This is a genomic window from Caulobacter sp. GW821-FHT12A07 (genome assembly GCF_058807655.1).
The window spans coordinates 1-24,238 of sequence record NZ_JBXAQX010000002.1; the positions used below are offsets into that span (position 1 = coordinate 1).

A 24,238-nucleotide genomic window follows, 5' to 3' on the forward strand; every position below is an offset into this window, starting at 1 on the left:
GACTTGCATGTGTTAGGCCTGCCGCCAGCGTTCGCTCTGAGCCAGGATCAAACTCTCAGGTTGAGTTGACATTGACTCCAGCTATTTGACCGAGGGGAAAACCTCAGTCGCGTATCTGGTTTGCATAGTTTCTTGACGAGTTCCCATCACACAATGACCAGCTCCTAAGAACCAGCCACCGTATAAATGGTGTCTTCAAGAGACCGCATTCGTCAGCGTCTATTGCGTCACCCCTAAGGGTGACCGCCAGAGCGCCGCCGCCTGCGTTTCTCTTTCCAAATCAACAATGTCAAAGACCCGAACACACCTTCCGGTGAGCCCATCGTTTAGCGCCCGATGTCGGCGGAGGCGGCTATCTATCCAACCTCGAATTCCGTGTCAAATCGTTTTTTTCAAAACTTTCTGACCCAGTGCCGAGCCAGGGAAGAACCCCGGACCGGCGAGTTGGCAGCTTCTAAAGAAACCACCAAACCCTGTCAAGCAATTCTTTCCAAGAAAGTCTTGCCCGACTTCTTCGCTTCAACTTCCGAATTCTTGCGAACTCTTCCATCTCCGCGACTGGGTGGGCGCTTCTAGTGAAGCAATCCTGCCCAGTCAACCAACTCTTTTCATCATCTTCCGAAGAACCGAAGCTCCCCAGAAAGCAACAAAAGCGCTCCCTCCCGAAGACCAAAAGGTCGTCGGCAATCCAGCTGCCCGAGTCGATTGAGGCCGCGGAACTTAGCGATGAGATCCGACCGAAGCAAGGGCCTTTCGGCCTCGTTTCGAGCGTCTTCGTCAGCGCCGTTCCGAGCGAGGGGCGCATATAGGCGCGTGACGAAAGGATGACAAGCGCGAATCCGCACGCCCCTTCCAGGACCCGCGCAAGACCTGGGGATGACGCCACGCGGGGCCGCGCCGGGCGGTCTTCACGCCCCCTCTATAGAGAGCCCAATGGAGAGCCAGGCCGGCCCCGCGACTTGAACCGCCGCCGCCCCATCGCCACTTCCTGGAGACGTTGCGGAATCGGGGCGCCGCTCCAGGGCCCCGGAACTCCGCGAACGAAGTCGCTTGAAGCGAAGGACTTCGCATGACCCGGACGATCCTGTTCGACAGCCCCTTTCTCCTGGGCTTCGAACACACCCGAGATTTGATCGAGCGCGCCGCCAAGGCCGCCGGCGAGAGCTATCCGCCCTATAATGTCGAGCAGACCGACGACGGGGTGCGCATCACCCTGGCCGTGGCCGGTTTCTCGCCCGACCAGTTGCAGGTCACCGTCGAGGGCGGCCAGCTGGTCGTCGCCGGCCGTCGCGACGGCGACGGCAAGGGCGAGATCGACCGCGCCTACCTGCACCGGGGAATCGCCGCCCGCGGCTTCCTGCGCACCTTCGTGCTGGCGGAAGGCATGGAGGTCTCGGCCGCCACCCTCGAGCACGGCCTGCTGCACGTCGACGTCGCCCGCCCGCCGCCCGAACGGCTGGTCAAGAAAATCCCCATCCGCTCGCAGGGCTGAGGCCCTTCGCAATCGCCCTTCCGAAGCTCGGCTGAACCGCGGGGCCTTCGGGGCGTTCCACTATCGAAGGAGGTGGTCACATGACGCCCAATTCGCACACGCCGTTCTTCTCGACCGAGGCCTTCGCCGCGCTGGGCGCGCCGGACCTCGTCTATGTGCGCCCGATCAAGGCGGCCGAAATCCTCGCCGACGCCCCCGAGGGCGTCGAGGACTTCGATCTGGCCCCCGACCAGACGCTCTATGCGGTGTGCCGGGCCGACGGGGCCCGCCTGGCGGTGCTGACCGACCGCGACGCGGCCGTGGCGGCCGCCCTGGCCCACGAACTGGCGCCGGTCTCGGTGCACTAGACCTTCAGACCGGAAGACGGCCCAAACGAAAAGGGCGGCGGATCCTGCGATCCGCCGCCCTTCTTCTTTTTATGCGACTACCGACCTCAGTTGAGGTTGGCGGCCGGCGCCTGCTGCTGGCGGAACATGGTGATGGCGATCAGGCGATCCCAACCGACCAGCGACACCAGGTGCGCGTAGATCTGGGCCAGGGCGCCCGTCGACTGCAGTTCCTTCAGCTTCTCGATCGGCAGAGCGTTCAGCTTGTCTTCCGAGACGCCGTAGTACTCGGCCACGACCTGCGGCTCGGCCGGCTGGCCGTCGGCGCCTTGCGGGGTGAAGGTGGCCTTCTTCAGTTCGAAGAGGTCGTTGTCCTTCAGCAGCTGCACGAACGAGTCGGTGCGGCGGCGCTCGACTTCGAAGTCGTCGCAGAACTTGATGCAGTTCTGGGTGTATTCGGTCGGCTCGCCCTTGGCGTCGAACAGCGGGGTCTCGCCGCCTTCGGCCAGCAGGTTCGAACCGCGGTCGATGCAGACGATCATCCGGCCCTGGGCGTCGTCATTGGCCAGCACGAACGGATAGCGGCGGACATAGGCCGGGATGTAGACGCCGACTTCGGTCGAGCCGTCGGCGTGGATGAACAGGTTCTCGCCCTGGTTCAGGCCCATCACGGCCAGCGGAACGCGCTCGTCGCCGGCGAAGATGATCGGATAGGACAGGCCCGCGGGGCCGAATTCCGTGACCGTCAGCGGCACGGCGGTGCCGGCGGCGGCGAAGCCGTAGGGCTTGTCCCGGTGGACCAGGCCCAGCGCGCCATGCTGCTCGCGGTTCAGCGGCTCGGGCGTCGAGTAGAAGAGAACGTTGCCGGTGATGCCGCCGGCGGACTGGGTCGTTTCCATAAGAAGCTCTACAGAAGGGCTAAGAAGAACGGACGCTCTATCGCTTAGGCGGCCTTTGGTGGTCAGCGCTTCTAGCCGATCTGCGATATCCCGGCAATCGACACCTCCGGAGAGGGAATCTCCGTCCCGACCCTCGCCTGGCGAGCGAAGGCCGGGACCCAGGCCGGCCTAGAACTTCCAGGCGATCCCGGTACGGATCGAACGGCCCGGCGACGGGGCGATGTCCTTCAGGAACGAGGCGTGCTCGCGCACCTCCTCGTCGGTCAGGTTGCGGCCTTCGAGGAACAGGCGCAGCGGCTCGTCGGCGAAGGGCTTCACCGTCACCTTCAGGTTCACCACCGTATAGGCGTCGGTCGGCAGCTCGTAGGTCGCCACGCGGTCCTGTTCGGCGACATGGCGCACTTCCAGCTCGCTCTCGACGCGCGAGACGGTCCAGATCGCCCGGCCGGTCACCGACCACGGCGGGATGCGGGCCGGCGCGCCCAGGTCGGTGGAGCCGCGCACATAGTCGGCCACGCCTTCCAGGCGCACGGCCTGTTCGCCCGAGCGCCAGGCGTTCCAGCCCACCTCCAGCTCAGCGCCGTGGAACTTGGCGCCGGTCTGGTAGTACTGGAACACCGGCAGGTTATCTTCCTCGGCGCCGGTCGGGGCTTCCTCGATGAAGTTGTCGTACCAGGCGCCCCACAGGTGGCCCTCGACGCGCAGGCGCGCGCCGGTCCAGCGATAGGTGCCCTCCAGCGAGGTGACCTTCTCGGAATCGAGGCTGTCGTCGCCCTTCTCGTAGCCGCCGGTGCCCGGGTGCGGGCCGTCGGCGAACAATTCGAACTCGGTGGGCGCGCGGCCGTTGCGCGACAGGGTCAGGGCGTAGAACTGGTGCTCGGCCGGCTTGTAGAACACGCCCAGCGAGGCCGAGACGTTGTCGAAGTCGCGCTTCTGCGTCGCCGTCTCCAGCGAGCGGGTGTCGAAGCGCAGGCCCGCGTCCACGCCCCAGTCGCCGCGATCGAGGCGCTGCAGGGTGAAGACGCCGTATTCCTTGATGTCGACGCTGGGCACGAAGGCCTCGTCGCCGATCGCCTCGAAGCTGCGGCTCAGGGCCTGGAAGCCGATCGCGCCCTGGTGGCCGTCATGCTCGCGATGGACCAGCTCGACGCGGCCCTCGGTGCCGTCCGACAGGAAGCGGGTGCCGACCTCGCCGTCCTCGACGCTGACCTCGGCGTGCTCGTAGTCCGCATGCCCGATGGAGACGCGCACCTTCTCGAACCACGGATTGTCGAGCTCCTGCTCGCCGCGCAGGTCGTAGCGGGTCTGCTGCAGGTGGATCGAGACCGGGCCTTCGGCGTCCGGGTCGATGGGGGCCAGGATCTGCTCGTAGGGCACGCCGTAGGTGGTGTCGGTGCGCTTCACCGACAGGCCGAAGAAGCCGCGGTCGTGCACGTAGGAGACGCCGGCGCCATAGGCGTCCATCTCGACGTCGGTGTTGCGGACGGTCTTTTCCGGATCGACGGTCAGGCCGTCGCGGGCGGCCAGGCGCGAGGAGACCGGCGAGGTCGGCACCGAATAGTCGTCGCTGCGGCGACGGTCGGCGTCGACGGCGAAGACCAGCGGGCCGGCGTTGAACTTGGCCGCGCCGCTGACGCCCCAGCCGTCATCGACGGACGAGGCCGAGGCGGCGATGCGGCCTTCGACGCCGTTCTCGGCGCGGCTGGCGGGCACGCGGTCGTCGATCATGTTGACCACGCCGCCGATGCCCGAGCCGCCATAGGCCAGGGTGGACGGGCCGCGCAGCACCTCGATGCGCGAGGCTTCGGCCGGATCGGAGGCCACGGCGTGGTCGGGCGACAGCGACGAGGCGTCGACCTGGCCGACGCCGTTCTGCAGCACCATCACCCGCGGACCGGCCAGGCCCCGGATCACCGGACGCGAGGCGCCGGGGCCGTAGAAGGTGGAGCGCAGGCCCGGCAGGCCGTTCAGCACGTCGCCGAGACCGGCCGGCGGGGCGGTGTCGAGCTTGTCGCGGGTCAGCACGTTGACGCTGCTGATCACGGTGTCGAGCGAGACGGCGTAGGGGGCAGCGGTGACGACGACCTGCGAGACGGCGGTGTCGGTCGGGTCGGCGGCGGGATCGGCCGGGGCGGCGGCCGCATCGGCGGCCCACACGGGAGCGGCGCCCATGGTCGCGGCGGCGAGCGCGAGGAGGCTGGCGGCCGCGAAAGCGTTGCGGCGGAGCGGAAGGCGGCGGGTCATGAACGACGGATCCTGGAACTGGCCGGAGGAGCGGCTCGCTTTCTGTTATGAAATAACATATCTCGCCGTCAATCCGCTTTCGCTTGACGCGAGCACGAGGCGGCTTTCTGTGTCTTCACGACCTCAGTTCGGGCTTTCCATGATGCGTTTTTCGTCTGCGCTCCCCTTTTCGGCCGCAATCTCGGTCGCCGGCCTGCTCGCCGGCTGCGCCCAGCTGACAGGCGACGCCTCGCCGAAAAGCCCCGCCCAGATCCAGGCAAAGACCTATGCCGAGGCCGGTGGGTCGAGCACCTGGACCAAGCCGCCGAAGGGCTACCTCACCCTGGCCGAACCGTTCGACGCGCCGGGGATCGTCGGCCCGCCGCCGACGCCGGACTCGCCGCGCGGCAAGGCCGACCGCGCCGCCTATGACGACACCCGCAAGCTGGCGGGCACGCCGGCCTGGGACAAGGCGGTGGCCGACGCCGACCTGTCGGGCGCCAACGGCTTCAAGAGCTTCTCCTGCGCCGCGCGGGTGACGATCAATCCGCAGAAGACCCCGACCCTGGCCAATCTGCTGCTGCGCATGACCGACGACGCCGGGACCATCTATCGCCCGGCCAAGCAGGCCTTCTCGCGGCCTCGCCCGCCGGTGGGCAACACCAAGCCGATCTGCGTGCCGCGCGAGAGCTGGATCCAGACCGAGGGCTCCTATCCGTCCGGCCACGCCCTGGTCGGCTGGTCGTGGGGTCTGGTGCTGGCCGAGCTCGTGCCCGACCGCGCCGCCCAGATCACCGCCCGCGGCCGCGAGTTCGGCGACAGCCGGGTGATCTGCGGCGTCCACTTCCCCAGCGACCTGGAGGCCGGCCGCCTGCTGGGCGGGGTGATGGTGGCGCGGCTGCACGCCGACCCGGCCTTCGAGGCCGACCTGGAGAAGGCCAGGGCCGAGATCGCCGCCTCCAAGGCCGAGGGCCCGCCCGCCGGCTGCGGCGGCTGACAAATCGTCCCAAGGACGCGCGACAGACCGATACAACTTTGAGCTTGAGCCCCCTTCGGCGGGGCGCCACCCTGGCGCCCTTTCGGGGGAGGGCTGAATGTTCCAGACCATGCGACGCGGCGCGGCCTGCGCCTTGTCGGTCATTGCCTTGAGCGGTTGCGCCATATTCGCGCCGCCCGACGATCCCGTCCTCGATGCCAAGATCACCACCGCCTACGAGGGCGTGGCCAAGCTGGCGGCCGAGGGCGAGATGGGCCTCTACGCCGACAAGGCCACCTATGCCGGCGCGATCGCGACCTATGCCGACATCCAGGCCGCCCTGGCCGTCGCCGCCGTGCGCGCGGGCAGCCAGCCCTACGCCGCCCGCCCCGCCCAGAAGGCCATCGCCGCGGAAGTGTCGCTGATCCAGGGCTGCAGCGCCCAGGTCAGGGGCCTGGCCCAACTGCACCAGATGGCCGGGATCATCCCCAACACCGGCGCGACCACCGCCATGATGGTCAGCTGCGACCAGGCGGCCAAGGCCGTCACCGCCATGAAGCCGAGGTAGCCCCGATGTCGATCGACTTTTCCACCCTGCAGGTCGACAACGCCGACGAACTGGCGACCGTGCTGGAACAGCAGCTGGGCGCCACGGCCACCGACTGGTGGAACGCCAACAAGAGCGTCGTGCCCGGCTATCTGCGCAGCCTGGCCGAGGCCGCGATCCAGACCCGCACCGCCCTGGCCAACCACCAGATCACACCGGAAGCCGCCGACCTGATCCTTCACAACCAGGAACTGGCCTTCAACCAGACCCTGCAGTTCACCAAGTTCATGACCCTGGTGCTGAGCCAGACCCTGCTGAACACGGTGTTCCAGGTGGTCGGCTGGGTGATCTACAACAGGACCGGCATCAACCTGGCCCCGAACCTGGTGCAGCCGGCGGGCGGGACGACGGCGGCGAGCTAGCCCTTCGGCGGGTCGCAGCGGCCGTACATCTCGTCCAGGCCCTTCAGGTATTCGGCCATCGGCTGCAGGCCCAGGGCCGCGCGCCGCTGCTCGAGGCCGGCCGGGTCCTCGACATCGGCCGGCATCCCATAGCGGCCGTCGACGCAGCGCGCCCGCTGGGTGGCGTAGCGCTGCGGCCGGCCCTCCTGATCGGCGATGCGGTCGTAGAGATTGGCGTAGCCGGACGGCGCGCGGCCGGTCGGAACCAGCACCTCCATCTTGGCCAGGGCTTCCTTCTGGAAGGCCAGGTCGGGCGAGTGGTTGACGATGTGGAAGGCGCCGTCGGCGGCGCGCTGGCCGACCTCCTCGGGCGTGAACCAGCCGCGCCCGGCCAGCAGCACCTTCAGCCGCTCGGTGTGCCTGCGGTCGATCGGCGCGTAATATTCGGCCCAGACCGCGTCCAGCGCCTGGCGATCCTCGGGCGAGGCGGTCTTGCGCACGGCCAGGAAGGTGACGCGCGTCGCCTGGTCGACCGCGCCCATGCCGCCCAGTTCCTCGATCAGCGCCTCCCTGGCCGTCAGCGCCTGGGCCTCGACCCGCGCCTTGGCCACGGCCGGAGATTCCGCCGCCCCGGCCGACCCGGCGGCCAGCATCACGATCGCGATCAGTCCCGCGCGGATCATGCCGCCTCCCCTCTTCCAACCCGGACCGTGAAGGTGGAGAGACCTCGCGGCGCAATCATGGCGACGCTTGTCGCGTCGGCGCGCCTTCCTGCCTAGGATCCCCTGATGAGTGCCGCCGCTTCGCCCCACGCCGACTGGATCGGTGCGCTGTCCCCACTGATCGGCCGCCGGCTCGACGCGCTGATCTGGATGCCCATGATCTCGGACACTCCACAGTTGGTCGCCGAGTTCGAAGGCCCGGCCTTCAGCTTCACCGGCAGCGTGTTCCTGAGTTTCGAGGGCGCGTCGCTGATCCTGTCCTGGCGGCAGGTCGGCTACGAGATGGTGCTCGGCCATGGACCGAAGGCCAGTTGGGGCGCCCACACGCTCGACCGGGTGCGGATCGCGATGAACGGCGCCTGGACGCAGGTCGAAGGCTCGGCCCTGAAGCAGGTGGAACTGTTCACCGGGCCGACGATGGCCGATCCCGAAGGCGAGGTCATGGCCCTGCGCCTGGCCCTGGAGAACCAAACTAGGCGCCCCCACGTCTGGATCGGCGTCGGCGGTCCCGCCGGCGTGTTCAGCATGGACGACCTGTGGGTGGCGGTGGATGTCGACCCGCCCAACCGGAGCGACCTGACCCTGTTGGCGACCGTCCCCGCCTAGGCAAAGAAAAAGCCCCGCCGTTTCCGGCGGGGCTCGATCCTATCGAAGCTTCGAAAAGCCTCAGCCGCGCTGGTCGCGCTTGGCCAGCACGCGCAGGCGCAGGGCGTTGAGCTTGATGAAGCCGCCGGCGTCGCGGTGATCGTAGGCGACCTTGCCCTCTTCGAAGGTGACGAGGTCCTGGTCGTACAGGCTGTAGGCGCTCTCGCGGCCGATGACCGTGACGTTGCCCTTGTAGAGCTTCACGCGGACGCGGCCGGTGACCTTCTCCTGACTGTAGTCGATGGCCGCCTGCAGCATCTGGCGTTCCGGCGTGAACCAGAAGCCGTTGTACACCAGCTCGGCGTACTTCGGCATCAGCTCGTCCTTCAGGTGCATGGCGCCGCGATCCAGCGTGATGCTCTCGATGCCGCGGTGGGCGGCCAGCAGGATGGTGCCGCCCGGGGTCTCGTAGACGCCGCGCGACTTCATGCCGACGAAGCGGTTCTCGACCAGGTCCAGACGGCCGACGCCGTTGTCGCGGCCCAGCTCGTTCAGCTTGGTCAGCAGGGTCGCCGGGCTCATGGCCACGCCGTCGATGGCGACGGGGTCGCCCTTCTCGAAGTCGATCGTGATCACCGTCGGGGCGTCCGGCGCGTCCTCAGGCGAAATCGTGCGCATGTGGACGAACTCGGGGGCCTCGACCGCCGGGTCTTCCAGGACCTTACCTTCCGACGAGGAGTGCAGCAGGTTGGCGTCGACGCTGAACGGCGCCTCGCCGCGCTTGTCCTTGGCGATCTGGATCTGGTGCTTTTCGGCGAACTCCAGCAGCGCTTCGCGCGACTTGAAGTCCCACTCGCGCCAGGGGGCGATCACGTGGATGTCGGGCTCCAGGCCGTAGTAGCCGAGCTCGAAGCGGACCTGGTCGTTGCCCTTGCCGGTGGCGCCGTGGCTGACGGCGTCGGCGCCGACCTGACGGGCGATCTCGATCTGGCGCTTGGCGATCAGCGGGCGGGCGATCGAGGTGCCGAGCAGGTACTGGCCTTCATAGACCGTGTTGGCGCGGAACATCGGGAACACGAAATCGCGCACGAACTCCTCGCGCACGTCCTCGATGAAGATGTTCTCGGGCTTCACGCCGGCGGCCAGGGCCTTGGCGCGGGCGGGCTCGATCTCTTCACCTTGGCCGAGGTCGGCGGTGAAGGTCACGACCTCGGCGCCGTACTCGGTCTGAAGCCACTTGAGGATGATCGAGGTGTCGAGACCGCCCGAATAGGCGAGCACGACCTTCTTCACGGGCTTGTCGGCCATGAGCGGGGTCCTTGTCGAAGGCGAAAACACAAAGTCGCGGGGCGTTTAGCGCGCTTTTGCGACGAGGGAAACAACGTGGTCCCGATGAAGGCTCGGAGGCCCCTTTTACATCCCGTCATTCCCGCCCTTGTGGCGGGAACCCCTCTGTCAGCCGCAAGGGCCGGTGGGGCGGATCGCCGGATCCGCTTGCGCCTCACCTGCGAGCGGAACCAGGGTTTCCCGCCACAAGGGCGGGAATGACGGGAGATCATTTCAGGCGGTGGCGCCTGGAGATCTCAAAGCCGGATCTTGCCCTCTTCGGCCAGCTGGTTCAGAGCCCGGCGCACCTGGGTCAGGTGGATCACCGCCAGGATCGCCGCCAGAGTGGCGCGCAGGCCCAGCATGGTCAGCCGCAGGGTCAGATCCTCGGCCTCGCGGCTCTCGACCAGCAGGTAGAGGCTGATGGCGAAGGCCCCGGCCGGCAGCAGCACCAGGGCCGGGCCGCGCGGCAGACGCAGCAGGGTGGCGCCCTTGGGCGACCAGGCCACCGGGGTCGGCTCTCCCTTGGGGATCTTGCTCCAGGCCATGCGCGACGCCCCGGCCATGATCGACAGGGCCAGGATCCACAACACGTCGCCGATGACGCCGAGAATATCCATCTAGAAGGTCAGCCTCACGCGGTCGCTTGCCTATACGGTCACTTGGGCGCCGAGCTCGACGACGCGGCCCGGCGGGATCTTGAAGAAGTCGGTCGGATTGGCCGCGTTCTTCATCAGGAAGATGTACAGCCGATCCTGCCACAGGGGCATGCCCGAATTGGCCGACGGGACGATCGAGCGGCGGCCGAGGAAGAAGCTGGTCGCCATGATGTCGAACTTCAGCCCCTGCTGCTTGCGCAGCAGCGCCAGCGCCTTGGGCACGTTCGGGCTTTCCATGAAGCCGTAGTAGATCTCGACCTTCTTGAAGTCCTCGTTGACCTTGAAGGTCTTGATCCGCTCCTCCTCGGGCACGCGCGGCGTCTCGGCCGTGCGCACGGTCAGCACCACGTTGCGCTCGTGCAGCACCTTGTTGTGCTTGAGGTTGTGCATCAGGGCGACCGGGGTCATGTCCGGGTCGGAGGTCAGGAAGATCGCCGTGCCGGGGGCCCGGTGCGGGGCCCGGGCGCGCAGGATCTCCATCAGGTCGGCGAGCGGCACGGAATCCCGGCGGGTCTTCTCGCTGAGGATCTGGCTGCCGCGCACCCAGGTGGCCATGATCGTGAACAGGGCCGCCCCGATCAGCACCGGCAGCCAGCCGCCGGTGAAGAAGCGCAGGGCGTTGGCGCTGAGGAAGACCAGATCCAGCGTCATGAACGGGATCAGGAAGGCCAGGGCCGCCGGCAGCTGCCACTTCCACAGCTGGCGCATGACGATGAAGGCCATGGCGGTCGTGACGACCATCGTGCCGGTCACCGCCAGGCCGTAGGCGTGGGCCATGGCCGACGAGGTCTTGAAGGTGAACATCACCGCCAGCACGCCCAGCAGCAGCATGGTGTTGAGCTGCGGCACGAAGATCTGGCCCGACTGGGTCTCCGAGGTGCGGCGCACGTCCATGCGCGGCAAGAGGCCCAGCTGGATCGCCTGCTGGGTCAGCGAGAAGGCGCCGGTGATCACCGCCTGGCTGGCGATGACCGTGGCCGCACCGGCCAGGATGACCAGCGGCAGGCGCAGGAAGTCGGGCGCCATCTCGAAGAACCAGTTCAGCTCCTGGAACGGCACGCCGGCACGCTCGGCCGCGACCAGGGTGTTCAGCGCCAGGGCGCCCTGGCCCAGATAGTTCAGCGCCAGGCAGGGCAGCACGTAGAACAGCCAGGCGGCCTGGATCGGCCAGCGGCCGAAGTGGCCCATGTCGGCGGTCAGGGCCTCGGCCCCGGTGACGGTCAGGAACACCGCGCCCAGCACGATGAAGCCGGCCATGCCGTGGTGCTGCAGGAAGTGGACGGCGTAATAGGGGTTGATGGCCCGGAACACGCCGGGGTGGTCGAACAGGTGGTAGACGCCCAGGGCCGCCATCACCGCGAACCAGACGGCGCAGACCGGGCCGAACAGCTGGCCGACCTTGGCCGTGCCGCGGCTCTGGATGAAGAACAGGCCCAGCAGCATCACCGTGGCGATCAGCAGCACCGCCTCGGTGCTGATGCCGTGCTCGAGCGCCGGGATGGTCCGCAGGCCCTCGACCGCCGACAGCACCGACATCGCCGGGGTGATCACCGCGTCGCCGTAGAACAGCGCCGCCCCGATCACACCCAGGCCGAACACCAGGGCGGTGCGCCGGCCCATGGCCCGCTGGGCCAGGGCCATCAGCGACAGCACCCCGCCCTCGCCCTTGTTGTCGGCGCGCATGATGAACAGCACGTACTTGATCGTGACGACCAGGATCAGCGCCCACAGGGCCAGCGACACAATCCCCAGGATCTCGGCCCGGGTCACGCCGTCGGCGGCGGTGACGTGCAGCGCCTCCTTGAAGGCGTAGAGCGGGCTGGTGCCGATGTCGCCGAACACGACCCCGACGGAGCCCAAGGCGAGCGCGAACACGCCATGGCCCTTTGGACCGTGACCATTGGCGGAGCCGCCTTGTTGGGGAATGTCGCACGCCGCGACGGAGGCGTTCTCAGAGGTCGAAACGCCGGAGGCTTCGGAAGCCATTCAATCCCTCCGGGGCCGCGCCCTCGAAAATCTCGCGCGAAGCCCCATATCGATCAAGCGGGGCGCGATACACCCAATCCGATCCGGGTTCAATCGCGACCTTGGCCGCGCGCCTTTACGGTTTTTGTTTCAACGCACGCGTTCCCCCCTTACGTTCCGGACTTAGCAGAAGATCATGTCCGACAGTCAGAAGTTCCCCGTCGCCGCTCACGCCCTGGCCTATCTGGCGCACAAGGAGGCTTTCAGCCCCGACCGCGCCGTGGCCAGCGCCGAACTCGCGGCCTCCGTCCCCACCAATCCGGTGGTGGTGCGGCGCGTCACCGCCATGCTCGGCAAGGCGGGACTGATCGGCGCGCGCGCCGGCGCCAACGGCGGCGCCTGGCTGCTGAAGCCGGCGACGGACATCACCCTCGACACCGTGCTGCGGGCCGTCCACGGCTGCGCCAACCTCGGCACAGCACCCCCAGGCGTGAAGGGCTGCCCCGTCGGCGCGCGGATTCCCGACGCCGTCCGCGCGGCCCTGATCGCCGCTGACGCCGCCGCCGCCGAGCGCCTGTCGCGCATCTCGGTGGCCGACCTGCTGGCCGACCCGGCCGAGCGCGAGGCCGTGCTGCAGAGCGCCTGAAGGCGGCCTGCCTAAAGACGCCCTGAAAGCGGCTCGTAGAAAAACTGCACCCGAAATTGTTGCGATTACCCCTGGCGCCGATCGAGGGCGTTATTACGTAATCGCTACCGATACAGTTCCTGTTCGGAAAACATCATTCTCCTCAGGGGACATCCGCCATGACCACCAAGGTCGCCATCGTCTATCACTCGGGCTACGGCCACACCGCCGTCCTCGCCGACAAGGTCGCCCAGGGCGTCCGCGACGCCGGCCAGACCCCGGTCCTGCTCGCCATCGAAAGCGCGAGCCAGGACTTCAAGCCGATCCTCGACGCCGTGACCGAGTCCGACGCCGTGGTGTTCGGCGCGCCGACCTACATGGGCGACGTCTCGGGCGTGTTCAAAGTCTTCGCCGACGCCTCCTCGGCCGCCTTCTTCACCGGCGCTTGGAAGGACAAGCTGGCCGCGGGCTTCACCAACTCGCACAGCTTCTCGGGCGACAAGGCCCACGCCTTGAACAGCCTGGCGATCCTGGCCGCCCAGCACGGCATGAACTGGATCAACCTCGGCATCGCCCCGCCGAACGTCACCGCCGCCGAGCGTGGTCCGGAAACCATCAACCGCGTCGGCTCGTTCGTCGGCCTGGCCGCCCAGTCGGACAACGTCTCGCCCGAGCTCTCGCCGCCTGCCGGCGACCGCGAGACCGCCCGCCTGCTCGGCGTGCGCGTGGCCGAAGCCGCCGTCCGCTGGACCCGCGGCGCCCAGCCGGCGCTGGAAGAAGCCGCCTAAGCGATACCGGGCGCGCCGCCCTCCCCTCAGAGGCGCGCCCTTCGCGGAGGAACGATCGATCCCGCCCCCCACGATCGTTCCTCCGCCCCCGCTTGAACCGGCGGGTCCGGCGTGCTCGACTCCGGCGACGCTTCGTTCGCAGGACCTTTCACGACATGGCCCGCCGCCTCGCCCTGATCACCGGCGCCTCCGCCGGCATCGGGGCCGCCTTCGCCCGCATCTACGCCAGCCACGGCTACGACGTGGCCCTGACCGCCCGCCGGCTCGACCGGCTGGAGGCCCTGGCCGCCGAGATCCGCATGCGCTTCGGGGTCGAGGCCTACGCGATTCCCGCCGACCTGGCCGATCCGGCCGGCGTCGATACGGTCCTGGCCGGGATCGCCGCCGAGGGCCGCGAGATCGACGCCCTGGTCAATAACGCCGGCTATGGCCTGCCCGGCGCCTACGACAAGACCACCTGGGCCGACCAGTCGACCTTCCTGCAGGTGATGCTGACCTCGGTCTGCGCCCTGACCCACAAGGTGCTGCCGGGCATGGTCGAGCGCCGCTTCGGCCGCATCGTCAACGTCGCCTCGCTGGCGGGCCTGGCCCCCGGCTCGGCCGGCCACACCCTCTATGCGGCGACGAAAAGCTTCCTGGTGAAGTTCTCCCAGAGCCTGCACCTGGAGAACCTGGCGACCGGCGTGCACGTCAGCGCCCTGTGCCCCGGCTTCACGCTTTCGGAATTCCACGACGTCAACGGCACCCGCGCCCAGGTCAGCCAGAGCCTGCCGGCCTGGATGTGGCTGGGCGCCGACGAGGTCGCCGCCGCCGGCTACGAGGCCGCCGAGGCCAACCGCCCCGTCTGCGTCACCGGCGCGCCCAACAAGGCCATCGCCGTGCTGGCCAAGCTGATCCCGGACGAATGGGCCCTGGCGCTTATCGCCAGCCAGGGCGGGAAGTTCCGGAAGGTCTAACCCCTCTCCCCTTGCGGGAGAGGGTGGCCTCCGAAGGAGGTCGGGTGAGGGGTCTCTCAGAACTCAACGCTGCGTGCGATCGTCAGGCCGGGCGGAGCGTCTCGTATTTGAGAGACCCCTCATCCGTCGGCGGAGTTTATCCTCGGGCCGGCCCTTGGCCGGACCGGGGGCCGACACCTTCTCCCGCAAGGGGAGAAGGATCATTTGTCGGCCGCGTACGGCGCCTTCGCGTCCGCCCGGATCAGCCCCCGCGTCGCATCCCCGACCCCGATCAGCACGAACTGCACCGCCAGGGCGCAGAGGATCAGGCCCAGCACGCGCACGACGATGCTCATGCCGATGCGGCCCAGCACCTTGCTGATCACCGGCGCGGCCCAGAAGGTGGCGACCAGCACCACTGACACCGCCGCGATCACGCCGACGCCCAGGGCCATGCCGGCCAGCCCCAGGTGCTTGGCCTCGCTGGCGTAGATGATCACGGTCGAGATCGCGCCCGGACCGATCAGCAGCGGCATGGCGAAGGGCACGATCAGCCGCTCGAACCGCTTCTTGGCGTAGACCCGGGCCGACACCACCTCGGTCTCGCCCTCGGCGGCGTCGGCGAACATGGTGGTGAAGTCGTCGCGCACCATGTCCAGGCCCAGGATGAACAGGATGATGCCGCCGGCGATGCGGAAGGCCGGCATCGAGATGCCGAAGAACTCGAGCAGGGAAACGCCGGTGAAGTAGAAGAACACCAGGAAGGCCAGGACGAAGAGGCCGATATAGACGGCCACCATCCGCCGGCCCGCCGAGGCCGCGCCGAGGGTGGCGGCGGCGAACAGCGGCACGTTGCCGATCGGGTCGATCAGGGCGAACAGGGCGACGAAGAAGTTGACGGCGAGTTCGGCCTGGCTCATTCGACGTCCTCAACCTTCATGCCTGTGCGGGAAACGTCGCTCTCTCTAGAGCGATGCGGGCTCGCGCGCCAACACCGGAGCTCCACAATGACCGCCGATCCGCGCCTGATCGTCCCGCTCGACCTGCCCACGGTCGCCGACGCCCGCGGCATGGTCGACCAGCTCGGCGACGCGGTGTCGTTCTACAAGATCGGCCTGGAGCTGCTGGCCACCGACGGCATGAGCTTCGCCGGCGACCTCAAGAAGGCCGGCAAGCAGGTGTTCCTGGACTGGAAGCTGCACGACATCGGCGCGACGGTGGAGCGCTCGGCCCGGGTGCTGGCCGGGGCCGGCTGCGACCTGCTGACCGTCCACGCCGAGCCGCAGGTGATGCGCGCCGCCGTGAAGGCCAAGGCCGGCTCGGACCTGAAGATCCTGGCCGTCACCGTGCTGACCAGCCTGAACGACGCCGATCTGATCGAGATGGGTTACGCCTTCAGCGCCCGCGCCCTGGTCGAGCGGCGCATCCGCCAGGCCGTGGAGTGCGGCGTCGACGGCATCGTCTCCTCGCCCCATGAAGCCGCCCTGGCCCGCGAGATCGGCGGTCCGGACTTCCTGGTGGTGACGCCGGGCGTGCGCCCCTTCTGGTCGGCCAAGAACGACCAGGCCCGCGCCGCCACCCCCGCCGACGCCATCGCCGCCGGCGCCAGCCACCTGGTCTGCGGCCGCCCGATCACGGCGGCCAACGACCCGCGCGAAGCGGCGCTGAAGGTGATCGCGGAGATGGCGGGGATTTAGCCCGCGCTATCCCCTATCTCCCGTCATTCCCGCCCTTGTGGCGGGAACCCCTCCGTCAGCCGCAGGTGAAAGTGTGGCGGCGTGCCAAGCACGCCGCTTGCGCCGTCCGTGCGAGCGGAACCAGGGTTTCCCGCCACAAGGGCGGGAATGACGGGAGTTTATAGGGCCGGGCGCTACGCCCAAGCCCCGTAAGGATCCACCGACTCCTTGCCCAGCGCCTGGGCGACGGCCGGGTGGGTCAGCTTGCCGCCCAGGACGTTGAGGCCCCGCGCCAGGTGGACGTTGGTCTTCAGCGCGTCCAGGCCCTTGTCGGCCAGGGCCAGGCCGAACGGCAGCGTCGCGTTGCCCAGGGCTTCCGACGAGGTGCGGGGAGCCGCGCCCGGCATGTTGGCCACGCAGTAGTGGACGACGCCGTCGACCGTGTAGGTCGGCTCGGCGTGGGTGGTGGGGTGGCTGGTCTCGAAGCAGCCGCCCTGGTCGATCGAGACGTCGACCAGCACCGAGCCCGGCTTCATCTTGGCCAGGTGCTCGCGACGCACCAGCTTCGGCGCCGCCGCGCCGGCGGTCAGCACCGCGCCGATGATGACGTCGGCCTTGAGGATTTCTTCCTCCACCGCGGCGAAGGTCGAATAGCGGGTCAGGATCCGGCCCTGATAGAGGTCGTCCAGCTCGCGCATGCGCGGGATCGAGCGTTCCAGCACCACCACCTCGGCGCCCAGGCCGGCGGCCATGCGGGCGGCGTTGGAGCCGACCACGCCGCCGCCCAGCACCACCACGCGGGCCGGCGGCACGCCGGGCACGCCGCTCAGCAGCAGGCCCATGCCGCCATTGTGCTTGAGCAGGGTCTCGGCCGCCGAGAACACGGCGATGCGACCGGCCACTTCCGACATCGGGGCCAAGAGCGGCAGGCCGCCCTTCGCATCCGTCACGGTCTCGTAGGCGATGGCCGCGCAGCCGCTCTTCAGCAGGCCCTCGGTCTGGGCCGGATCCGGCGCCAGGTGCAGGTAGGTGAAGAGGATGTGGCGATCGGTCAGGCGCTCCCACTCGATCTTCTGGGGCTCCTTGACCTTCACGATCATCTCGGCGCCCGCGAACACCGCGTCGGCGTCGGGGGCGATGGTCGCCCCGGCCTTCACATAGGCGTCGTCGGCATAGCCGGCGCCCAGGCCAGCGCCCTGCTGCACCAGCACCTGGTGGCCATGGGCGACATATTCACGGACGGCGGTGGGGGTCAGGCCGACCCGGTGCTCGCCCGGTTTGATCTCGGAGGGGACGCCAACGCGCATGATGTTTCCTCGGTTTATGGCTTTAACGCTGGTGTACGCCTCTCCGTTCGCAGGTTTCTTGGTTCTTTCGTTCGTGGGATAACGGTGTATGCAGGAATCCTGCGTGAAAGGGCCGGTTCGTTGAAGAAATCCCCGGTGACGCTCGACGTCTTCGACCGAAAGATCCTCCGCCTGCTCCAACGCGAGGGTCGCGCCAGTTATGTCGACATGGCCAGGGCGGCCAACCTGTCGGAATCGGCCTGTCTGCGGCGGGTGCGGGCGCTGGAGGATTCCGGGGTCATCGGCCGCTACGCCGCGGTGATCGACGAGCGGGCCGTGGGCCTGCCGCTCAGCGTCTTCGTCACCGTCACCCTGTCGTCCCAGGCCGAGGCCGCCCTGACCGCCTTCGAGAAGGCGGTGGCGAGCGTGCGCGAGGTGGCCGAGTGCTACCTGATGACCGGCGGCTCGGACTATCTGCTGCGGCTGGTGGTGGCCGACGTCGACGACCTGGAGCGGGTGCACAGCCAGGAACTCACCCGGATCCCCGGCGTGGTTCGGGTCAGCTCGTCGATCGCCATGCGCACCGTGGTCAAACGCGTCGAATTGCCGCTTTGAGGCGAGCGCCAGCGTTGCCGGGGGATTAACCCTCCTTCGCCTAGGGTCGTGCCCGACATTCACTGGCTTCGGGGGAAGACCATGTTTTCACGACGCACCCTGTTGGGCGCGCTGGGCGTTGGCTTGGCCGCGCCCGCCATCGCCTACGCCGAAGGCCTGCACGCGCCCGAGCTGCCGGCGGTGACGCCTGCCGCGCGCAAGGCCCGCCGCGTCACCAAGGCGCTGGCCACCCAACCGGCCGACAAGGCCGCGCTGGACAAGGCCGTCGCCAGCGTGCCGCCGATGGAAGGCGAGGAAGGCCACGCCGCGCCGGGCGCGACCCAGGTCTCCGGCGTCAAGGTCGAGCCGCCCGCGCCGGCGGTCAGCCCGGACGAAGCCCTGGGCCGCCTCAAGCACGGCAACGCCATCTTCGCCCGCGGCGGCGCCAGCCTGGTGCTGCCCTCGGCCGCCCGCATCTCGGAAATGGCCGGCGGCCAGAAGCCGTTCGCCGTCGTCGTCGGCTGCAGCGACAGCCGCACCGCGCCCGAACTGATCTTCGACTGCAATCTGGGCGAACTGTTCATCGTCCGGGTGGCCGGCTCGACCGTCGGCCCCGAGGGCCTGGGCTCGATCCTCTACGCCGTCGAGCACCTGGGCGCGCCGCTGGTCGTCGTGCTGGGCCATACCAAGTGCGGCGCCGTCGGCGCGGCCGTGGACGTCGCCACCAAGCACGCCCACCTGCACGGGGCCTTGCAGGACATGGTCCTGCCGATCCTGCCGGCGGTGTTCGACGCCGACGCCGAGCATCCCGCGGACCTGCAGGACGCCGCCATCCGCCGCAACGTCCGCAACACCGCCGCCCGCCTGAAGGTCTGCGACGGCACGCTCGCCGAGCGCGTCGCCCAGGGCCGGCTGAAGATCGTCTCGGCCTGCTACGACCTGGCCACGGCCCAGGTGAAGTTCGACGTCTAGACCCGTTCGAAGGACCAGTTGGAAACCTCACCTCGAGCCTGTCGAAGGGCGAGGTTTCCGTTTCCGTGGACGGTACCCCATCACCGTCACATCAGCGCCGTTGACCCCCGCTCGCGCTTAGGTTCAAGTCCCCCAAATCACTTCGCTTTGGGAGAGACGACGGATGTCGACGGACGAGACGCCGCAGGGCAGCGGCACGGCCAAGTCCTCCGTCTGGACCCGTCTGAAACCCCACCTGCTGACCCCGGCCGCGGCCGTGGCGGCGGTCGCCCTGGTCCTCGGCTTCGGCGGCGGCTTCGTGGCCGCCAAGACCGCCGATCTCGGCTGGTTCGGCGGTGGCGGCGGCAAGGCCGCGGCCAGCGGCGGCGCTGTGAAGGGCGAGGCCTGGTCGCTGTTCGGCAAGCCGCGCGACGCGGGCGCCCGCCGGCGCGGCGTTCCCAAGCCCGAAGGCTTCGCCGTCTGGCGCACCCGCATCGACAGCTCCGGCGGCGATCCGCTGGCCTGCATCCAGATGAGCCGGGACCTCGACCCGTCCAAGACCTATGCCGACTTCGTCATGGTCTCGCCCGACCTCGGCCGCACCCCGGCCGTGCGGGTCAAGGGCGACGAGCTGTGCGTCGGCGGGATCGGCTTCACCGACCACCGCGTCACCCTGCTGAAGGGCCTGCCCGCCAAGGGCGGCGACACCCTGGGCGCCAACGCCGACGTCGACTTCACCTTCGGGGAGAAGCCGCCTTACGTCGGCTTCGCCGGCGACGGGGTGATCCTGCCGCGCGAGGAGTCCGACGGCGTCGCCATCGAGACCATGAACGTCTCCAAGCTGGCCGTGGAGGTCTGGCGCGTGTCGGACCGCAACCTGGTCCGCAAGTCGATCAGCGCGCCTGATCCCACCGGCGAGGGCGACTGGAACAGCGACTACGGCGACGACAGCCCCAATGACGACGGCCGCCGCATCTGGAAGGGCGAGGTCAATGTCGACGGCGCCGCCGGCCAGAAGGCGACCACCGTCTTCCCGCTGGGCGCGGTGCTGAAGGAGATGAAGGCCGGCGCCTATGTCATCAAGGCCCGCGACGCCTCGGGCGGCCGCGACCCCGACGGCGAGGGCGACACCCCACCGGCCCAGGCCCGGCGCTGGATCGTGTTCACCGACATGGCCCTGATCGCCTATGACGGCTCCGAGGCTCTGGACGTCGTGGTCCGCTCGCTGAAGACCGCCAAGACCGTGTCGGGCGTGCGCGTGGCCCTGGTCGCCCGCGACGGCGAGCCCCTGGCCGAGGTCAAGAGCGACGCCGACGGCCGCGTGCGCTTCGCCCGCCCGCTGCTGGAAGGCGAAGGCGCCGAGCGCGCCAAGATGGTCATGGCCTACGGTCCGCAAGGCGACCTGTCGGTGCTCGACCTCGACCGCTCGCCGGTGGACCTGTCCAAGCAGGGCGTCGGCGGCCGCACCGAGAGCGAGGGCGGCCGCGAGGCCAAGACCGACATCGACGGCTGGCTCTATGCCGACCGCGGCATCTATCGTCCCGGCGAGACCGTGCACCTGACGGCCATGGTCCGCGACCGCCTGGCCAAGGCGGTGAACGACCGCAAGGGCTACATCCTGGTCAAGCGCCCCTCGGGCGTGGAGTACAAGCGCTGGTGGTTCGGCCAGGCCAACGCCGGCGCCGTGCCGATCGACATCGCCCTGCCCCGCAGCGCCCCACGCGGCCGCTGGACCGCCGAGCTGCACATCGAGGGCATCGAGGCCTCGTCGGGTTCGCTGAGCTTCAGCGTCGAGGACTTCGCGCCTCAGCGTCTGGCGGTCACCGCCACCGGCCAGGAGAGCGCCCCGGTCCGCATCGGCGAGACCCGCCAGATCAACGTCTCGGCCCGCTTCCTCTACGGCGCGCCGGGCTCGGGCCTGCAGACGCAGGGCGAGGCCCGCCTGCGCCGCGACACCGATCCCTTCCCGCAATACAAGGGCTTCGAATGGGGCGACGCCCAGGAGCCGTTCGACGAAAAGCTGATCGAGCTGGGCAACACCGTCACCGACGGCGAGGGCCGGGCGGTGCTGAACCTGGCGACGTCCGACGTCGGCGAGACCGGCCAGCCGCTGGTCGCGGCGGTCACGGCCTCGGTGTTCGAGCCCGGCGGCCGGCCGGTGCGCGAGGGCCTCGAGATCAAGGTCCGCGGCAAGCCGGTCTACTACGGGGTCAAGATCGAGCAGGGCGAGGCCAAGAACGGCGACCCGCCCGTCAGCCTTGAGATCATCGCCGTCGACGCCGCCGGCAAGCGGATCTCGACCACCGCCAACTACACCCTGATCAGCGAGAACTGGAACTACGACTGGTTCCAGCAGGACGGCCGCTGGCAGTGGCGGCGCACCAGCCGCGACGCCGTGGTCATGAAGGGCGCGCTGAACCTCTCGGCCGGCCAGTCGGCGCGCGTGAACCGCCGCCTCGGCTGGGGCGACTACCGCCTGGTGGTCGAGGGCGCGGACGGCAGCAAGACCATCACCCGCTTCTCGTCGGGCTGGGGCTCGCCGGCCAAGGACGCCGAGGCGCCTGACTATGTCCGCGTGTCGGCCGGGACCAAGGCCTATGCGCAAGGCGACACCGTCGAGATCACCCTCAAGGCGCCCTATGCCGGCCAGGCCCAGGTGGCCGTGGCCACCGATCGCCTGATCGACTTCAAGACCGTGTCGGTCGGCGAGAACGGCGCGACCGTGAAGCTGAAGACCAGCGCCGCCTGGGGCGGCGGGGCCTATGTGATGGTCACCGTCATCCAGCCGCGCGACCCGGTCGCCTCGCCCAAGCCCAAGCGGGCCCTGGGCCTCGTCTACGTGCCGCTGGAGCCGAAGGGCCGCAAGCTGGTGGTCGACATCGGCACGCCGGCCAAGATCGACTCCAAGGCGCCGGTCGAGATCCCACTGAAGGTGCAGGGCCTGGGCTTTGGCCAGAAGGCCCGGGTCACCGTCGCGGCGGTAGATGAAGGCGTGCTGCGCCTGACCCGCCAGGAAAGCCCCGATCCGGTGAAGTGGTACTTCGGCAAGCGGGCCCTGACGCTCGACTACCGTGACGACTACGGCCGCCTGCTCGACCCCAACATGGGCGCGCCGGCCAACGTCAACTTCGGCGGCGACGAGCTGGGCGGCGAAGGCCTGACGGTCACCCCGATCAAGACCGTGGCCCTGTGGTCGGGCGTGGTCGAGACGGGTCTCGACGGCAAGGCGGTGATCAAGCTGCCGCCGGCCGACTTCAACGGCGAGCTGCGGATCATGGCCGTGGCCTGGACCGACGAGGCCGTCGGCTCGGGCTCCAAGGCCATGACCGTGCGCCAGCCGGTGGTCGCCGACCTCAACCTGCCCCGCTTCCTGTCGCCCGGCGACAAGCCGACCGCGACGCTGGAACTGCACAATGTCGAGGGCAAGCCCGGCGCCTACACCGCCGAGGCCAGCGCCTCGGGCGGGCTGAAGGTCGCCTTCAAAAAGGTCATCACCCTGATCCTGGGCCAGCGCGTCGCCGAAAAGATCCCCTTCCTGGCGCCCGACGTCACCGGCATCGGCAAGATCGGCTTCAAGGTCAGCGGCCCCGGCTTCTCGACCGCCAAGGACTATCCGATCCAGACCCGCCTGGGCTGGGGCGACGTGGTGCGCACCACCACCGAGCTGCAGGCCCCGGGAACCAGCTACACCCCCAACTACCAGCTGCTCTCGGGCCTGGCGGCCGGGGACGTGACGCTGCAGGTCAGCTACTCGCCGTTCAAGGGCTTCGACCCGTCGGCGATCGCGGTCGCTCTGCAACGCTACCCCTACGGCTGCACCGAGCAGCTGGTCTCGACCGCCTATCCGCTGCTCTACGCCCAGAGCGTCTCCAGCGATCCGAAGCTGAAGCGCACCCCGGCCGCCCTCGCGGGCGCGGTGGGCCGTCTGCTCGATCGCCAGACCCTCGACGGGGCCTTCGGCCTGTGGCGGGTGGGCGACGGCGAGGCCGACGCGTGGCTGGGCGCCTACGCCACCGACTTCCTGCTGGAGGCCAAGGCGCAGGGCGTGGCCGTGCCCGACGAGGCCCTGGACAAGGCCCTGAACGCCATGCGCCAGATCAGCCGTCCCGACGGCTGGAGCTCGGTCTCCTACCGGCTGGAATATCCGGCCTGGTGGGGCCGCAGCCCCGAGGACAGCAAGAAGGCCACCGAGCGCATGCGCCGCCGGGCCAGCGCCTACGCCCTCTACGTCCTGGCAAAGGCCGGGCGCGGGGACCTGGCCCGCCTGCGCTGGTGGCACGACGTGCAGATGAAGGACGAGGACCAGCCGCTGGCCAAAGCCCAGGTGGCCGCAGGCCTCGCCCTGATGGGCGACCACGCCCGGGCCCGCTCGGCCATGCGCCAGGCGGTGAACTCGCTGAACTGGCGCGACGAGTACGACTGGTACCAAAGCCCGCTGCGCGACGTGGCCGCGGTCACGGCCCTGGCGGTCCAGGCCGGCCAGACCGACGTCGCCGCCCGCCTGCAAGGCCGCTTGGAGAACGTGGTCAAGGATCCCGACGCCCTGAACACCCAGGAACAGGCCCAGCTGCTGTTCGCCGCCCACCAGCTGATGAAGGCCGCCGGCCCGATCAGCATCGACGCCCAAGGCGTGATCGGCCTGCCCCCCGCGGGCGGGGCGCCGCGCTGGGCGGTGGGCAAGCTGGCCGACGCCCGCTTCACCAACAAGGGCAAGGGCGCCCTGTGGCGGACGGTCAGCGTGCGCGGCACGCCGATCGTGGCTCCGGTGGCCTCCAGCAATGGCCTGACGGTGAGCAAGCGCCTGTTCACGATGAGCGGCGGCGCGGTCGATCCCTTCGCCATCCGCCAGGGCGAACGGGTGATCGTGCTGATCCAGGGCCGGTCGCTGCAGGCCCGTTCGACCGCCCTGGTGGTCGACGACGCCCTGCCGGCCGGCTTCGAGATCGAGGCCCCGCTGGGCGCCGACGACGCCCAGAACGGACCGTTCAAGTTCCTCGGCGAGCTTTCCAGCCCCGACGCCCAGGAAAGCCGCGACGACCGCTACATCGCCGCGCTGGACCTGGAGGGCAACAAGCCCTTCGCCATGGCCTACATCGCGCGGGCCGTGACGCCGGGCGAGTTCTTCCTGCCCGGGGCCGTGGCCAAGGACATGTACCGCCCGAGCATCTCCGCCCGCTCGGACGCCGGCCGCACGACGATCGCGGGGCAGTGATGTTCAGCGTTCTCCCTTCCCCCTTGATGGGGGAAGGGTCGGGGATGGGG

The 24,238-nt window shown here is 69.1% G+C and carries 21 protein-coding genes and 1 rRNA gene; 13 read left to right on the forward strand and 9 right to left on the reverse strand.

Annotation, left to right across the window (positions count from 1 at the left end; all coding sequences use genetic code 11):
- Positions 1-63: ribosomal RNA gene (locus tag AC1RRS_RS03700) — 16S ribosomal RNA — on the reverse strand; the annotation flags it as partial.
- A gap of 1,006 nt (positions 64-1,069) precedes the next feature.
- On the opposite strand from AC1RRS_RS03700, the gene AC1RRS_RS03705 reads away from it, so the two are divergent.
- Both AC1RRS_RS03705 and AC1RRS_RS03710 read left to right on the forward strand, forming a co-directional pair.
- A complete protein-coding gene (locus AC1RRS_RS03705; protein WP_492854005.1) occupies positions 1,070-1,492 on the forward strand; it encodes an Hsp20 family protein in 423 nt (140 codons plus the stop codon).
- An 80-nt stretch (positions 1,493-1,572) separates the two neighbouring features.
- The gene (locus AC1RRS_RS03710; RefSeq protein ID WP_110122192.1) at positions 1,573-1,839 is read left to right on the forward strand and encodes a DUF1150 family protein; all 267 of its coding nucleotides are present in this window, start codon (positions 1,573-1,575) and stop codon (positions 1,837-1,839) included.
- Positions 1,840-1,925: 86 nt separating this feature from the next.
- Here the strand turns inward: AC1RRS_RS03710 and AC1RRS_RS03715 are convergent, their stop codons facing one another.
- Both AC1RRS_RS03715 and AC1RRS_RS03720 read right to left on the reverse strand, forming a co-directional pair.
- Positions 1,926-2,717, reverse strand: coding sequence for a SapC family protein (locus AC1RRS_RS03715; RefSeq protein WP_487291191.1), 792 nt, complete (start codon positions 2,715-2,717; stop codon positions 1,926-1,928).
- Between the two features lie 168 nt (positions 2,718-2,885).
- Positions 2,886-4,961, reverse strand: a complete 2,076-nt coding sequence (locus AC1RRS_RS03720; RefSeq protein ID WP_492854006.1) for a TonB-dependent receptor — start codon at positions 4,959-4,961, stop codon at positions 2,886-2,888.
- Positions 4,962-5,103: 142 nt separating this feature from the next.
- Between AC1RRS_RS03720 and AC1RRS_RS03725 the strand changes: the two genes are divergently transcribed.
- From AC1RRS_RS03725 to AC1RRS_RS03735, 3 genes are all read left to right on the forward strand, one after another.
- On the forward strand, positions 5,104-5,937 hold the full coding sequence (locus AC1RRS_RS03725) for an acid phosphatase (protein WP_492854007.1): 834 nt from the start codon (positions 5,104-5,106) through the stop codon (positions 5,935-5,937).
- A gap of 97 nt (positions 5,938-6,034) precedes the next feature.
- Positions 6,035-6,484, forward strand: a complete 450-nt coding sequence (locus AC1RRS_RS03730) for a hypothetical protein (protein ID WP_492854008.1) — start codon at positions 6,035-6,037, stop codon at positions 6,482-6,484.
- Between the two features lie 5 nt (positions 6,485-6,489).
- A complete protein-coding gene (locus AC1RRS_RS03735; protein WP_492854009.1) occupies positions 6,490-6,885 on the forward strand; it encodes a hypothetical protein in 396 nt (131 codons plus the stop codon).
- Here AC1RRS_RS03735 and AC1RRS_RS03740 read toward each other — a convergent pair.
- Positions 6,882-7,547, reverse strand: coding sequence for a DUF6624 domain-containing protein (locus tag AC1RRS_RS03740; protein ID WP_492854010.1), 666 nt, complete (start codon positions 7,545-7,547; stop codon positions 6,882-6,884). The two genes, AC1RRS_RS03735 and AC1RRS_RS03740, sit on opposite strands and share 4 nt — an antisense overlap.
- Before the next feature lie 105 nt (positions 7,548-7,652).
- Here AC1RRS_RS03740 and AC1RRS_RS03745 point away from each other — a divergent pair, with 105 nt between their 5' ends.
- The gene (locus AC1RRS_RS03745) at positions 7,653-8,192 is read left to right on the forward strand and encodes a hypothetical protein (RefSeq protein ID WP_492854011.1); all 540 of its coding nucleotides are present in this window, start codon (positions 7,653-7,655) and stop codon (positions 8,190-8,192) included.
- A 60-nt stretch (positions 8,193-8,252) separates the two neighbouring features.
- Here the strand turns inward: AC1RRS_RS03745 and AC1RRS_RS03750 are convergent, their stop codons facing one another.
- From AC1RRS_RS03750 to AC1RRS_RS03760, 3 genes are all read right to left on the reverse strand, one after another.
- Positions 8,253-9,479: an argininosuccinate synthase gene (locus AC1RRS_RS03750; RefSeq protein ID WP_492854012.1), complete on the reverse strand. Its 1,227-nt coding sequence runs from the start codon at positions 9,477-9,479 to the stop codon at positions 8,253-8,255.
- Between the two features lie 275 nt (positions 9,480-9,754).
- Positions 9,755-10,117 carry a hypothetical protein gene (locus tag AC1RRS_RS03755; protein ID WP_492854013.1) on the reverse strand — a complete coding sequence of 121 codons (363 nt, stop codon included), beginning with the start codon at positions 10,115-10,117 and terminating at the stop codon, positions 9,755-9,757.
- Between the two features lie 30 nt (positions 10,118-10,147).
- Positions 10,148-12,142: a potassium transporter Kup gene (locus AC1RRS_RS03760; RefSeq protein WP_110122201.1), complete on the reverse strand. Its 1,995-nt coding sequence runs from the start codon at positions 12,140-12,142 to the stop codon at positions 10,148-10,150.
- Between the two features lie 175 nt (positions 12,143-12,317).
- On the opposite strand from AC1RRS_RS03760, the gene AC1RRS_RS03765 reads away from it, so the two are divergent.
- The 3 genes from AC1RRS_RS03765 (at position 12,318) to AC1RRS_RS03775 (ending at position 14,490) form a co-directional block, all read left to right on the forward strand.
- Complete coding sequence (locus AC1RRS_RS03765; RefSeq protein ID WP_110133029.1) at positions 12,318-12,767, forward strand: Rrf2 family transcriptional regulator; 450 nt, start codon at positions 12,318-12,320, stop codon at positions 12,765-12,767.
- A gap of 158 nt (positions 12,768-12,925) precedes the next feature.
- The gene (locus AC1RRS_RS03770; RefSeq protein WP_492854014.1) at positions 12,926-13,534 is read left to right on the forward strand and encodes a flavodoxin family protein; all 609 of its coding nucleotides are present in this window, start codon (positions 12,926-12,928) and stop codon (positions 13,532-13,534) included.
- Positions 13,535-13,689: 155 nt separating this feature from the next.
- Complete coding sequence (locus AC1RRS_RS03775) at positions 13,690-14,490, forward strand: SDR family NAD(P)-dependent oxidoreductase (protein ID WP_492854015.1); 801 nt, start codon at positions 13,690-13,692, stop codon at positions 14,488-14,490.
- A 200-nt stretch (positions 14,491-14,690) separates the two neighbouring features.
- On the opposite strand, the gene AC1RRS_RS03780 is transcribed toward AC1RRS_RS03775, so the two are convergent.
- Complete coding sequence (locus tag AC1RRS_RS03780) at positions 14,691-15,389, reverse strand: MarC family protein (RefSeq protein ID WP_492854016.1); 699 nt, start codon at positions 15,387-15,389, stop codon at positions 14,691-14,693.
- A gap of 87 nt (positions 15,390-15,476) precedes the next feature.
- Here AC1RRS_RS03780 and pyrF point away from each other — a divergent pair, with 87 nt between their 5' ends.
- Positions 15,477-16,166, forward strand: a complete 690-nt coding sequence (gene pyrF / locus AC1RRS_RS03785; protein WP_492854017.1) for an orotidine-5'-phosphate decarboxylase — start codon at positions 15,477-15,479, stop codon at positions 16,164-16,166.
- Positions 16,167-16,339: 173 nt separating this feature from the next.
- Here the strand turns inward: pyrF and ald are convergent, their stop codons facing one another.
- Positions 16,340-17,452: an alanine dehydrogenase gene (gene ald / locus AC1RRS_RS03790; RefSeq protein WP_110133028.1), complete on the reverse strand. Its 1,113-nt coding sequence runs from the start codon at positions 17,450-17,452 to the stop codon at positions 16,340-16,342.
- A gap of 120 nt (positions 17,453-17,572) precedes the next feature.
- Between ald and AC1RRS_RS03795 the strand changes: the two genes are divergently transcribed.
- From AC1RRS_RS03795 to AC1RRS_RS03805, 3 genes are all read left to right on the forward strand, one after another.
- Positions 17,573-18,046 (forward strand): Lrp/AsnC family transcriptional regulator, encoded by a 474-nt coding sequence (locus AC1RRS_RS03795; RefSeq protein WP_110122207.1) that lies wholly within the window; start codon positions 17,573-17,575, stop codon positions 18,044-18,046.
- 81 nt (positions 18,047-18,127) lie between these two features.
- Positions 18,128-18,997, forward strand: coding sequence for a carbonic anhydrase (locus tag AC1RRS_RS03800; RefSeq protein WP_492854018.1), 870 nt, complete (start codon positions 18,128-18,130; stop codon positions 18,995-18,997).
- 163 nt (positions 18,998-19,160) lie between these two features.
- Positions 19,161-24,188 (forward strand): alpha-2-macroglobulin family protein, encoded by a 5,028-nt coding sequence (locus AC1RRS_RS03805; RefSeq protein WP_492854019.1) that lies wholly within the window; start codon positions 19,161-19,163, stop codon positions 24,186-24,188.
- Positions 24,189-24,238 lie beyond the last annotated feature (50 nt).

What these genes read in the sequence shown, in the direction of transcription:
- AC1RRS_RS03745 (WP_492854011.1), top strand. Translation starts at nt 7,653, where the DNA reads ATGAGTGCCGCCGCTTCGCCCCACGCCGACTGGATCGGTGCGCTGTCC.
- ald (WP_110133028.1), bottom strand. Translation starts at nt 17,452, where the DNA reads ATGCGCGTTGGCGTCCCCTCCGAGATCAAACCGGGCGAGCACCGGGTC.
- AC1RRS_RS03760 (WP_110122201.1), bottom strand. Translation starts at nt 12,142, where the DNA reads ATGGCTTCCGAAGCCTCCGGCGTTTCGACCTCTGAGAACGCCTCCGTC.
- AC1RRS_RS03710 (WP_110122192.1), top strand. Translation starts at nt 1,573, where the DNA reads ATGACGCCCAATTCGCACACGCCGTTCTTCTCGACCGAGGCCTTCGCC.
- AC1RRS_RS03720 (WP_492854006.1), bottom strand. Translation starts at nt 4,961, where the DNA reads ATGACCCGCCGCCTTCCGCTCCGCCGCAACGCTTTCGCGGCCGCCAGC.
- AC1RRS_RS03715 (WP_487291191.1), bottom strand. Translation starts at nt 2,717, where the DNA reads ATGGAAACGACCCAGTCCGCCGGCGGCATCACCGGCAACGTTCTCTTC.
- AC1RRS_RS03770 (WP_492854014.1), top strand. Translation starts at nt 12,926, where the DNA reads ATGACCACCAAGGTCGCCATCGTCTATCACTCGGGCTACGGCCACACC.
- AC1RRS_RS03780 (WP_492854016.1), bottom strand. Translation starts at nt 15,389, where the DNA reads ATGAGCCAGGCCGAACTCGCCGTCAACTTCTTCGTCGCCCTGTTCGCC.
- AC1RRS_RS03805 (WP_492854019.1), top strand. Translation starts at nt 19,161, where the DNA reads ATGTCGACGGACGAGACGCCGCAGGGCAGCGGCACGGCCAAGTCCTCC.
- AC1RRS_RS03765 (WP_110133029.1), top strand. Translation starts at nt 12,318, where the DNA reads ATGTCCGACAGTCAGAAGTTCCCCGTCGCCGCTCACGCCCTGGCCTAT.
- AC1RRS_RS03775 (WP_492854015.1), top strand. Translation starts at nt 13,690, where the DNA reads ATGGCCCGCCGCCTCGCCCTGATCACCGGCGCCTCCGCCGGCATCGGG.
- AC1RRS_RS03705 (WP_492854005.1), top strand. Translation starts at nt 1,070, where the DNA reads ATGACCCGGACGATCCTGTTCGACAGCCCCTTTCTCCTGGGCTTCGAA.
- AC1RRS_RS03735 (WP_492854009.1), top strand. Translation starts at nt 6,490, where the DNA reads ATGTCGATCGACTTTTCCACCCTGCAGGTCGACAACGCCGACGAACTG.
- pyrF (WP_492854017.1), top strand. Translation starts at nt 15,477, where the DNA reads ATGACCGCCGATCCGCGCCTGATCGTCCCGCTCGACCTGCCCACGGTC.
- AC1RRS_RS03730 (WP_492854008.1), top strand. Translation starts at nt 6,035, where the DNA reads ATGTTCCAGACCATGCGACGCGGCGCGGCCTGCGCCTTGTCGGTCATT.
- AC1RRS_RS03740 (WP_492854010.1), bottom strand. Translation starts at nt 7,547, where the DNA reads ATGATCCGCGCGGGACTGATCGCGATCGTGATGCTGGCCGCCGGGTCG.
- AC1RRS_RS03755 (WP_492854013.1), bottom strand. Translation starts at nt 10,117, where the DNA reads ATGGATATTCTCGGCGTCATCGGCGACGTGTTGTGGATCCTGGCCCTG.
- AC1RRS_RS03750 (WP_492854012.1), bottom strand. Translation starts at nt 9,479, where the DNA reads ATGGCCGACAAGCCCGTGAAGAAGGTCGTGCTCGCCTATTCGGGCGGT.
- AC1RRS_RS03800 (WP_492854018.1), top strand. Translation starts at nt 18,128, where the DNA reads ATGTTTTCACGACGCACCCTGTTGGGCGCGCTGGGCGTTGGCTTGGCC.
- AC1RRS_RS03725 (WP_492854007.1), top strand. Translation starts at nt 5,104, where the DNA reads ATGCGTTTTTCGTCTGCGCTCCCCTTTTCGGCCGCAATCTCGGTCGCC.